This is a genomic window from Chelativorans sp. AA-79 (genome assembly GCF_029457495.1).
GTDB lineage: Bacteria > Pseudomonadota > Alphaproteobacteria > Rhizobiales > Rhizobiaceae > Chelativorans.
The window spans coordinates 4,922,916-4,934,371 of record NZ_CP120361.1; the positions used below are offsets into that span (position 1 = coordinate 4,922,916).

The 11,456-nt window shown below is 60.3% G+C and carries 7 protein-coding genes; 1 reads left to right on the forward strand and 6 read right to left on the reverse strand.

Annotation, left to right across the window (positions count from 1 at the left end; genetic code table 11):
• Window positions 1-21: 21 nt before the first annotated feature.
• The 3 genes from PVE73_RS23945 to PVE73_RS23955 all read right to left on the reverse strand — a co-directional run bounded on the left by PVE73_RS23945 (window position 22) and on the right by PVE73_RS23955 (window position 4,592).
• Window positions 22-1,287, reverse strand: coding sequence for a glycosyltransferase (locus PVE73_RS23945; protein WP_277364640.1), 1,266 nt, complete (start codon window positions 1,285-1,287; stop codon window positions 22-24).
• Window positions 1,287-2,684: a hypothetical protein gene (locus PVE73_RS23950; RefSeq protein WP_277364641.1), complete on the reverse strand. Its 1,398-nt coding sequence runs from the start codon at window positions 2,682-2,684 to the stop codon at window positions 1,287-1,289. The genes PVE73_RS23945 and PVE73_RS23950 overlap by 1 nt, the downstream gene beginning before the upstream one ends.
• Window positions 2,685-3,284: 600 nt before the next feature.
• Window positions 3,285-4,592: an ATP-binding protein gene (locus tag PVE73_RS23955; protein WP_277364642.1), complete on the reverse strand. Its 1,308-nt coding sequence runs from the start codon at window positions 4,590-4,592 to the stop codon at window positions 3,285-3,287.
• 333 nt (window positions 4,593-4,925) lie between these two features.
• On the opposite strand from PVE73_RS23955, the gene PVE73_RS23960 reads away from it, so the two are divergent.
• Window positions 4,926-5,723, forward strand: coding sequence for a MipA/OmpV family protein (locus tag PVE73_RS23960; RefSeq protein ID WP_277364643.1), 798 nt, complete (start codon window positions 4,926-4,928; stop codon window positions 5,721-5,723).
• A gap of 376 nt (window positions 5,724-6,099) precedes the next feature.
• Here the strand turns inward: PVE73_RS23960 and PVE73_RS23965 are convergent, their stop codons facing one another.
• From PVE73_RS23965 to PVE73_RS23975, 3 genes are all read right to left on the reverse strand, one after another.
• A complete protein-coding gene (locus PVE73_RS23965) occupies window positions 6,100-6,822 on the reverse strand; it encodes a response regulator transcription factor (RefSeq protein ID WP_277364644.1) in 723 nt (240 codons plus the stop codon).
• A 239-nt stretch (window positions 6,823-7,061) separates the two neighbouring features.
• Complete coding sequence (locus PVE73_RS23970) at window positions 7,062-10,124, reverse strand: efflux RND transporter permease subunit (protein WP_277364645.1); 3,063 nt, start codon at window positions 10,122-10,124, stop codon at window positions 7,062-7,064.
• A complete protein-coding gene (locus tag PVE73_RS23975; RefSeq protein ID WP_277364646.1) occupies window positions 10,121-11,281 on the reverse strand; it encodes an efflux RND transporter periplasmic adaptor subunit in 1,161 nt (386 codons plus the stop codon). The genes PVE73_RS23970 and PVE73_RS23975 overlap by 4 nt, the downstream gene beginning before the upstream one ends.
• Window positions 11,282-11,456: the final 175 nt, after the last annotated feature.

Below are 11,456 nucleotides of genomic sequence, written 5' to 3' on the forward strand. Positions count from 1 at the left end.
CAGCAAGACTTTCTCCCGACATCAGAAATCCTCCGCCTGATTGAGGACCCGGCTTGGCACGTAGGTGTCCTTGTAGGAGCGGCGGAAAATCAGCTCGTCCAGGTAGGCGTACACGGCAATCGCGCGCAGCACATAAGCATTAAACAGGGCGTAGCCCGGCACATACAGCAGCAGACCCAGGCGGCCGTAGTGGTCTGAGACCGATGCGGCAATCAAGAACGAGATCAGCGCGCTTGTCATGTAGACGATGGTGACAACGCCCAGAATGACCCACGCGAAGGTGCCGAAATGTGCGAACAGCCAGACAATGTAGACAAAGAAGCTGGCCGGCAGGATGGCTTGGAAATAGATGATGTCCAGAGTGCCGAGCGCATCGGCGGCTGAGAAGTTGTGCCGCGACGTGTCGAACATGCGGGCGAATTTGCGTACACGTACCCGGACCAGGGTCCGGTTCCAACGCAAGCGTTGGCGGACCAGTGCCAGCACCGTGTCAGGTACATCGGTCAGCGCCCAGGCGTTTGGCTGGAAACGGATTTTCCAACCGGTCCGGCGCAGCTTCACCGTGATGTCGGCGTCCTCGCCGGGGCCAACCTCCCAACCGCCGACCGACATGAGAGCCTCGCGCCGGAACGCACCGAAGGCTCCCGAGACGATGAAGACGATGTCCAGCATGTCGGTGACGCGTCGGCCAAGGGATATAGAAAGCAGGTACTGGATTGCCTGGAATTTTGCGATGACCGAGGCGTTGGGATTGCGTACGGCCAAGTTGCCGGCGACGGCGCCCACCCTCGGATCCTGGAATGGCTCAGTTACCTTTTCGAGCGCGTCGCGATCGAAACTGGTGTCGATGTCCGCGATGATCACTATATCGCCGGTGCAGTAAGTCAGGCCAAGATTCGCGGCCGCGCTCTTGCCTCCGCGCAAGCCAGTCGCGACAAAGACGTCGATCAGGCCCTCGGATTTAAGCTGCTGCCCAACGGACATCATGTCGTCGGTCGAGCCGTCGTCGACGACGACGACCTGAGTGATGCTGCGCGTTTGGTCGCGCAATCCGATCACCGTCTGTCGGAGCGACGCGCCCTCGTTGTGCCCAGGCATCAGAACACTCAAGGAAAGAGGGCGGACGGGATCAGGCTGCGGCTCAGCTCGCCGAAACGCCTCCGTTGCTCCGATGACGAAGATCGCAATGAGAAAACGGGGCACCTCGAAGACCAGCATGTGCCAGAACATCGTAACGAACGCCGGCAGGTCGAGTTGATCGGCAAGATGAATGCTGTCGCTGAACATCACTGCAGATCCTGCAGGAGAACGCCTATGCGCTCGTTCTCGAATATCTCGATATTGATCTCGAGATGCGGCTGTATCGTGCGGGCGATTGCACCGCGTATCCGCTCGAGTTCGGCTTCGGCGCTGGCAGCGTCGGTCTCGCTCAAGCAGGCGACGATGCCGGCTGGAAGACCTGCCACAACATCACCAGAGCGCATGTTTTCGACGACCAGCTCGCGCATCAACTGGCAGACTTCGACGGCCCCGCGCCGGCCAACCTGCTTTGCCAGCCCGTCGGCATCGATGGTCAGTCGCCACGCGGTAATCGGCCGTCGATGTTGCTGAGCGACCGACAGGCTGTGGCCAAGGATAAGACGAAAGTCGCGAAGGGAGCAGCCGTTTCGAACTTCGGCCGAGTCGGCATGCGGCAGCGCAGACGCACGTAGAGCCGACAGACCGTCGGCGAGAAATTCGTAATGATACCAGTCCCGCCGGCCGGCGTCGTCACCAGAGGTGTACCTACCGCAACTGGCACAGATGAACCCCACTTCCGGCTCGGTCATGGATTCGCCGCATGCCTGGCATTCAACCACCATGCCCGGCTTGTCGTAGTCGACGCCATAGTGGCGCAGCAGCTTGTGGCATTTGGGGCAGACATAGCCGTCGCGATGCTCGAATGTCCGCTGGGCTGCCTGGAAGCCGCATGAATAGTGGTGCACAAGCGAGTGCTCGGTCAAATGGCTCGAATGGCAGTTGATGCAGCTTTCCCGAGCATGCAGCTGCGAGGAATCGCAATGGTCGCAAACGTGAAGCCGCTCATAGAAACGGCGTCTGACAAGACCCGCCTCCGCCAAGTTTTCGAGCACCGAGCGGGCGTTTGCGATGCCGAGCAGAAGAGGATAGCCGATCATTTGCGGAGAGCATGGCTCCCATTGCCCCTCGATGACGCTGTTGCGCGTGTAGGCAAGCGCAAGGGCGAGCAGCCCGTTTCGGTCTGCCCCCTGAGGAATGCGTGGCAGCGCCGACACCCGCGCCACAAGCGGTTCCAACGAAGCGATGGCCGCCGCAACGGACGCTGCTGTCGGCTGCGCCACGACAATATCGGCGCGTGCACCAAACACGCTGGACGTCGTCACGAGCGGTGCTGCGGGATTGCTGCAACGGGCCAGGATGTTTTCGAAAACACCCTTTGCCGATGGGTTCGGCGCGACGAACAGATCGAAATCGTCCTCGGGATCGGAGACGAACTCGATCTTGTCGCTCGATCGCAGATTCTTCCGGTATTGATCTTCAACGAGACACAGGATGCGCCAATGCTTGTCTGGCGCGGCCTTCTGCCTGTGCAAAAGCAGGGTTGTTCCGGACTCTCGGACGACACCCACCTGATCAGATGCGAAATCTGCTTTCCAAATCGTCAATGGTGGTCCTCGGCGTTTTCGGCCGTTCCGGACAATTGCTCTGGTCCTTCGGCGAATACTACGAACGTGCCGGGTAGCGGCGTTTCATTTCGCCAGGGATCTGTATCTGATAACGAGGCAGCAGCTATCGCAGCGGCAGCATGCCCATAGACCCAGTTGGCGTTGTCATCTCTCCAGCATTCCTATGGAACACTCAAGATAACGAGAGAAAAAATATTTAAGCAATTCTTCATGTACGAGAAAATAGTTGTATTTGAAGTAATGCATAACACGTACAGTGCCGATTCACACCTCTTTTGGTCGAAAGATGGGGTATATAGGATCCTCAAAGTTGATGGCCCGTCTGGTCAGATGAGATCCTGCAACTACGCGATCGTTCGCGCTGCGCTGGCGTGCCCTACCGATATTGGACCGTTCTGAGCTGGAATTTTCCAGCTATGCTGCCTTCCTATTCGGTGCTGCCGCGACGACACCATCCAGGCGGCTGGGAGCAAATGGCTAAAGTGGTTCGGCCGCCGTCGTTAACCCCGCGTGGACAGCGTCGAAGCTGAGGACCGCCTCCACCCTTTCGAAGAGCGGGTTGAAATCCGCTGCTGCAACTCAGTGGATGGGAAACGACAGCCTGGCAATGAGACCGTTCGGCTGCCGGTCGAGGAACTCCAGCCTACCTCCGTGCGCTTGCGCGATTTCGGCAACGATCGAAAGCCCCAATCCAAAGCCGGCATTGGCGCCGCCGCGGGCAGTATCGATCTTGAAAAACGGCTCCAGAACGCGCGTCCTGTCCGGTTCCGGAATTCCCGGACCGTCATCGATGACATCGATGGTCACCGTGCCGGCATTTTCCCGCAGCTCGACGATCACCGAGTTGCCGAATTTTGTGGCGTTGTCGCAAAGATTCGTAACGGCACGGGTGATCGCAAGAGGCTTGCAGTTCGTGATCAGTCTGTTCGCCCCCCGATAGGTCACGTCGAAGCCGACATCGGAAAATTCGTTGCAGATCGTCTGAAGTGTGCTGGCGATATCCGTGCGCTCAACAGCTTCCTGATTGTGGTTGTCGCGCAAATAACCGAGGCTCTCGCTCAGCAATGTGTCGAGATGCTTGATGTCGGACAACATCGTGTCCCGGGTCGGCCCCTCGGGCAAACGCTCTGCCCTGAGCCGCAATCGCGTCAGCGGAGTGCGCAGGTCGTGGCTGATGCCGCGCAGCATGCGTGTTCGCGACTCCACCATGGTCGCGATCCGGTTGCGCATGCCGTTCAATGCTCTGGCGAGAGCGACGATCTCGACGCTGCCGCGTTCTTCAAAAACCTCCGCATGCGTCGAAATATCCGCGTTGGCCGCTGCGCGGGATATTCGCCTGAGAGGCAACGTAATGGCCCAGATGGCAAAGGCGGACAGCAGGAAAATCAGGGTGATCAGCGCGATCAGGTAATATGACCCGCGTACGGCGAAATTGTCCCACAGGAAGGAGTCGGAGGAAATCGGGGTGACCAGCATCGTCGCGTCATCCACCCTGAAGGCAACGACACGGTTGTCGTCCAGAAATGTCCTCCAGCCACCCAACGGGGGAACCAAATTGTCAGGCGGGAACAACCAATCGATAGCTCGATCCCAGAATGTCTCCTTGCTGGATGTCGTTGTGAACTGCTCGCTCAAGGCGACGGGCTGCAATGTCGAATTCCAACCAGATCGCTGAGCGGCGTGAAGGATAATTGCTCTCTCACCGGGAGTTGCCGCTGCCAATAGCTCGCCAATCGCCTGAGCGCGTTCAGCAACCTGCTCGATATCGAGTCCCTCATAATCCCTGACCCAGCGCTCAAGCACGGGCCCCCCCGTGACGACGATCAACAGTGCGAGCACGATTATAGCGGTGATCTGTCCATGAATGGTCCTTAGACCAAGAGGCATGCGCAATCTCATATCCCTACATCAGGGCGCCGATGTCGCCGAACGATCTGAGGTTGATGCTTGATAACATGACGAGAACCGGCCTGCCCAAGGGTGATTGTTAAGTTTTATTCCAGCAACAGTCGCCGGTACGGATCACATGCCTCGGTGCCTTCCGCCTGCAACAAAGCTTAACATAATGACATGCTCGACGCGGCTCCCCTGTGACACCTAGGGTCGTCAACGTCCCGCCGTTCGATCGAGTTGGGCGGCGGCGACAACTCGTTTGGAGCCCTCATGTTTTTCACTAAGCACAACAGCAGGCGTGCTTCGTCCTGCGCCTTCGGCGCCGCAATGGGTGTCATGGGAACGGTATCCAGCGCAGTCGCGGCCGACCTTGCTGCTGCACAGAAGCCACCCGAACCAGCATTTGATCAAGAGCAGTTCGACCAACGATTCAACCAGCCCGAACGGAACTGGAGCCTGATCGTCGGCGGCGGCGGTGAGTACGGGCCTGTTTATGAAGGTAGTGGCGACTTCGAGATCAGCCCGATTCCTCTCGTTCTGTTCACCTATGGCGAATGGCTAGCGATCGATCCCTCGGGAATCACCGTCACACCTCTCCGGCACAAGGGCTTCTCGCTTTCCGGGAAGGTCGGTTACGAAACGGGCAGAGACGCCGATGATCACGATCGGCTTCGCGGCCTGGGCGACATCGATTTCGCTGCCACGGTGGGCGCCAAGGCGGCATATGAGTGGGGGCCGGTCGAGCTTTATGCCGAAGTCGAGCAAACGATAGATGGCAGCGAAAGCCTCATCGGCACGTTCGGTATCGGGTATTCCACACCTGTAACCGAAAGGCTTATCCTCGGCGCCAGTGCCGAGGCAATCGTGGCGAATGACAAGCATATGGAGGCCTATTTCGGCGTCAGTTCCGAGCAATCCGCAGCCTCCGGCCTGTCGGAATACAAGGCCGAGGCGGGCCTCAAGCGCGTCGACATTTCGGCGTCCGCGACCTACCTGCTGAATGAGCACTGGCTTGTGCGCGGCGAGGCAGGCTTTGGGATATTGACCGGGGATGCTGCCGACAGCCCGATCGTGGAGGAGAAGCTGCAACCCTCGATCTCCCTTTTCGTGGGCTACAAGTTTTAGGTCCGCTGGCCGAAAGCTGGTTTAAGACACTGCAAAACACGTGTTTGCGGATAGGAGAGCCGAGGGTGTCGCCCTCGGCTCTTTGTCGTGCGCGCCCGCCGCCTTCAGTACAAAGTCACCCGCGGCAGGCAGAGAAGTAGTACTGTCTGCTCCTGCGCAAGAACTCTGACCAGAGGGATCAGCAGGACGAAGATCATTCCGTTCAGGACGGTCCGCCGCCAAATGCCCGGATCAACGGTTAGCGCATCGACATCCCGCCACAGCCCCGGCCGCGGAAGAAAGCGGGGGACCGAGCGGCGATAGGCGTAGTAAGCTGGTCCGTGAACGGTGGCAATGGCAGTGATGCCCGTCGGACATCGGGCGGCAGACGGTCTGCCTACGCTTCCTCGACGATGGCGGTAAACACGTATCCGCCCAGCCGCACCGTCTGCAGTAAGGCAGGCTCCTTGGGATCGGCCTCGATCTTCTGGCGAAGGCGGCTGATGTGGACGTCGATGCTGCGCTCGATCGGCCCGGCAAGTCCGGAATGCGTCGTCGAGAGTAGCTCTTCGCGCGTGATCACGCGACCCGGGTTCCGGCAAAAAGCCAGCAAGAGATCGAATTCCGTCGTCGTCAAAGCGATGCGCGCATTGCTCGGGTCGTGAAGTTGACGACGCACGGGATCGATCTGCCACCCATCGAACCGAAGCTTTCGTTGCGCGGTGTTCTTGACCATTCCATAAGAGGCCCTCCGCAAAAGACTGCGCACACGCGCGACGACCTCCCGGGGGCTGAATGGCTTCGTCACGTAATCGTCAGCGCCGACCTCCAGCCCGACGATCCTGTCGACCTCCTCGCCAAGCGCCGTCAGCAAAATGATCGGGATGGTCTTCTCGGAACGGATTTTCCTGCAGAGGCTCAGTCCGTCCTCGCCCGGCAGCATGACATCGAGGATGATGAGATCGAATGAATTGTTGCGCAGAAGCGACTGCATCACGCGGCCATCTTCCGCAACGGTCGGGATCATCCCGTTGTCCTGCATGGTCAGGGCAAGCAGATTTGCGATTTCCGAATCGTCCTCAACGATCAGGATCTGCGCATTTGCCGTATTCGGTTGCATGAAGCCTCTTGCCCCTGTTGGCGTAAAATGCACGCCGGAGAAAGTCAGGATATTTCGGTTTGTTAAATTTTGTTGCAGCGTTTCAACATGCCACGCTCCTCCAGGATTCGGGCGATTGTGAGTTTCGGCGCCCTGAACATGTCACCGGCGACGGTGAGAAGGCCGGATAGTGCATGGGCCGCCCGGCCTTCCATTCCACGCCACTTCCCAGCGGTAGCGCCACGCGGCGTCCGGTATGATCAGATCTCCGCCGACTGGAGGAAAGGCTTGAAGATCCGAGCGATCCGATCGCCGAAACCTGAAACGATGAGGTGGAGGGAGGGGATCACGATCAGGGAAAGAAGCGTGGAAGCCAGCAGCCCGCCGATGACGGCAATGGCCATGGGAGAGCGGAATTCGCCGCCATCCCCCATGCCGAGGGCGGAAGGGATCATGCCGCCGGTCATGGCAAGGGTCGTCATGACGATCGGGCGAACCCTTTCGGAGCAGGCCTCGATGATGGCCTCAAACCGCGGCAGCCCATGCGCCTCCCGCTCGATTGCGAAGTCCAGGAGCATGATGGCGTTCTTCGTAACGATGCCCATCAGCATCAGGATACCGATGACGACGGGCAGCGATATGGCGTTGCCGCTCAACCACAGCCCCACGGCGACACCGCCGATCGACAAGGGAAGAGAAGCCAGGATCGTCCACGGCGCCAGCACGCTGCCGAACAACAGGATCAGGACGACGAAAACCAGCATGATGCCCGATCCCATTGCCACCGCGAAGCTTTCGAAGACGGTGCCTTCCGTATCGGAGTCTCCTGTCGCCTGAAGGCGAACGCCTTCCGGCAGGTTCTTCACGCTCTCCAGCCGAAGCAGCCGCTCCATGCCCTGTCCGGATGTCAGACCGTCGGCCAAGTCCGCGCCGAGCTCGATCCGACGTTCGCGATCGAGCCGCTCGATGGCGGACATCGTTTCGTCGAAGCTGATGTCGACGATCGCCGATAGCGGGACGTGAGTTCCATCGTCGGAGGGCACGGTCAGCATTTCCAGCGTCGGAAGATCGTTTCGAGCATCTTGGTCGATGACCACGCGCACAGGGATCTGCCTGGCGCCATCGGTGAAGCTGGGCAAGCGGCTGTCGACATCGCCGACGGTGGACACGCGTATCGTCTGGGCAATCGCGGCCGGCGATACGCCGAGCATCGAGGCCTTGTCCGTCTGGACCTGCAGCTTGAGTTCCGGACGCATGGCGGTGTTGTCGATGGCGGGATCGACGAAGGCCCGATCGGCTGAAAGCTCCTCCACGATGGCGTTCGCTGCTTCCAGAGCCAGTTCCCCGTCGGTGCCCAGCACGGCAAACGACAGGTCGCGCCCGCCGCGCGTGTTGAGGAACCTCAACTTCACGTCGGGGATGGATGCGAGGCTTCTTTCGATATCGGCTTCAATCGCAAAGGATGAACGGCCCCGCTGCGTCTTGTGGAGAAGATCGATGAGGATGACGGCGTAGCGCACATCCTCCAGCCCCGTGATGCTCGACCCGGCACGGGCGAACACGCCCTCCACTTCCTGGAACTTGCCGATACGGCTTGCGATCTCATCGGACACCGCGCGCGTATCCTCCAAGGTGGAACCAGGCGGCAACTCGACCGAGAGGGTCAGGCGCCCGGTGTCTTCCTCCGGCAGAAAGGTGGTCGGTACCGACAACAGGGCGACCATGGCCAAGGCAAAGGAGCCGGCGGCAAGCCCCACCGTCGCCCACCGCCAGCGCAGGCTCATGCGCAACAGCCGCTCGTAGGCCAGGGTGAAGCGCCCCTTTTTCTCCTCAACGGGCGAGCTTCCGGTCATTAGATAGGCTGCCATGATCGGTGTTATGAGCCGCGCTACCAATAGCGAGAAGAAGACGGCAATGGCGACGGTCAGGCCGAATTCCCGGAAGTACAGGCCCACCTCGCCGCTCATGAACCCGACAGGCGCGAAGACGGCGATGATGGTGGCGGAGATGGCGATGACGGCCAGGCCGATTTCGTCGGAGGCGTCCAGCGCCGCCCGCAAGGCGGTCTTGCCCATGTCGCGATGGCGCACGACATTCTCGATTTCGACGATCGCATCGTCCACGAGTATTCCCGTCACCAATGTGATGGCCAGCAGGCTCAGGATATTGAGGGAAAAGCCCAGGAGCTCGATCGCGAAAAACGTCGGGATGATGGACAGGGGCAGCGCCACCGCGGCGATGATCGTCGCCCGCCAATCGCGCAAAAACAGAAAAACAATGACGACGGCAAGCGCGGCCCCCTCGAGCAATGTGCTCATGGCCGAACTGAAATTGCCGGCCGTATAGGCGGAATTGTCGTCCACGAGGCTGAAACGCACATCCGTGTCGCGCGCACTGAGCTCCGCCAGCGCCCTGGAGACCGCATCCGCGACGGAAACCTGGCTTGCACCTTGAGAGGGATAAACCGCAAAGCCCACGACATCCGAACCATCGAGCGTAGCGAAGGAACGCGCTTCCGCCACGCTATCGCGAACGCTTGCCAAATCCCCCAGCCGGATGGCCGCATGGGGAGAAAGCGCAATGCGCTGATCGGCAAGATCGGGCACCGTCTTTGCCGCCGCTACGGTCGTGACGGCCTGTTCACGGCCGCCCAGATCGCTTCTCCCACCGGAATTCTCGATCTGGGTCCGCAACAGGCTTTCGTTGATGGCGCTTGCGGTCAGCGAAAGCGCCTGCAGCCGGTCGGGATCGAGCTCGACGCGTATTTCCCGATCCGCCCCGCCGACGCGTTCGATCCGCCCCACGCCCGGCAAGCCTTGCAGACTACGGTTCACCACGTCGTCCACGTACCAGGACAGTTCGGCTACCGTCATGTCCGGACTGCTGACGGCATAGGTGACGACGGATTGAGCCTCCTCCTCGACCCGTTCGACAACCGGCTCATCGATGGTCGCGGGCAGGTCGGAGCGGATTTTTGCAACGGCATCGCGGACGTCCGTCATCGCCCGGTCCGGCGAAACCAGGCCCAATTCGAACTCGACGCTGGTCACGGACCGGGCCTGGCCAATGGTCGACGTGATCTTCTTGATGCCGGCGAGCGATGCGACGGCATCCTCGACCCTCCGCGTCACCTCGGTCTCAAGCTCCGCGGGCGTCGCGCCGGATTGTTCGATCGTGACGTTCACGAGCGGGGTTATGATGGTCGGGAAGTGGGTGATGGGCAGCCGGGAAAAGCTGTAGAGCCCCACGATCGTCAAAATCACGAAGAGCAGGTTCGACGGCAGAGGATTGCGGATGGCCCACGCCGAAATGTTCGCGTTCATCGACGGGCCATCCCTTCGGGCTGGTTCAGTGAGGCGGCTTGGGACACATTCCGTTGCACGTCGCCTTGTGCCGATACGACGACGGGCTCGACGCGATCCTGATCTTTCAGGAAGCCGCCCGCCTTCAGAACGATCATTTCATCGTCCTCGACACCCTCGACAATCTCGACGAGATCGCCTTGGCGCGAGCCGATCCTGACGTTCCGGATTTCCACGACATTGTCCCTGACGACATAGACGCTGTGGGAACCGCGCGTGCTTCTGACTGCCGTTTCCGGCAGGAGAACATTCGTCCGCGTCGACGTGTCGATGACGCCGCGTGCAAACACACCCGGAACGAGGCCTCCGCTCTCGTCGAGCTCGATATGAACGGTCCCGCTCCGCGTCTTCGGGTCCAGTTGGGCGGCGTTGAGCCGCACCGTGCCGGTGACAGGCGTGTCGCGGCCGGGAAGAGTAACTTGCGCACGCATCCCTTCGCGCAGCCGAACGAAGCTCACTTCCGTCACTTCCGCGACGAACTCTATCCTGCCGTCCTTCGCGATACGAAAGAGAGGAGCACCCGAATTCGAGGTCATGACGCCGATGCGGGCGTTTCGCTCCAGAATGAGGCCGGACGCAGGGGCGCGCAACGTGCTCCTCTCGAGCGTCAACTCGATCTCTTTTCTTTCCTGGACGATCAACTGTTCTTCGGCTTGCGCCAGTGCCAATGATTGTCGTGCAAGGGCGGTTTCCGCGACCGCGCGGTCATAGGCGTTCTGAGTGTCGTCCAGAATCTGCTCGGAAACGACCCCCTTCGACTGGAGCGCTTGGCTGCGCTCCAGCTTCTCGCGGGCTTCGCGCTCGGCAACGAGCGCAATTTCGACCTTGCTGGCCTCGACGGCCACGGCAGCTTTGGCGCGTAGAGCGCTCACCGCATTCTTGTCGAGGGCGAGAAGCGCATCGGTCTTGTCGAACTGGGCAAGGGGCTGGCCCTGTTCGACCCTTTGCCCAACCTCCACCAATATCTGCTGAATTTCCTGGCCCGTAGCCGAGGGATGCACCTGCGCCTCCTCACGCGCCGCAAGCGTTCCCACGACCGATACACGCTGCGTGACGTCGCCTCGCTTGGCGACAACGACCGTGACGGGCATCTGCTGCTGGGCCTGCGCAATGGGCATCAAGGCAGCAAATGCAAGCGAGGCAATGATCGCGCATCTGATAGACAGCCGCGGCTGACAAAATGGTTTGAACCACGCCTTTATATTCATGAAGCGACCTCTCTTCTCCTGCCTCCAGGCGAGATGAGCCCTCAGGCGAGCTCGGTCGCACCCTAGCGATCATGGAAGATCGCGG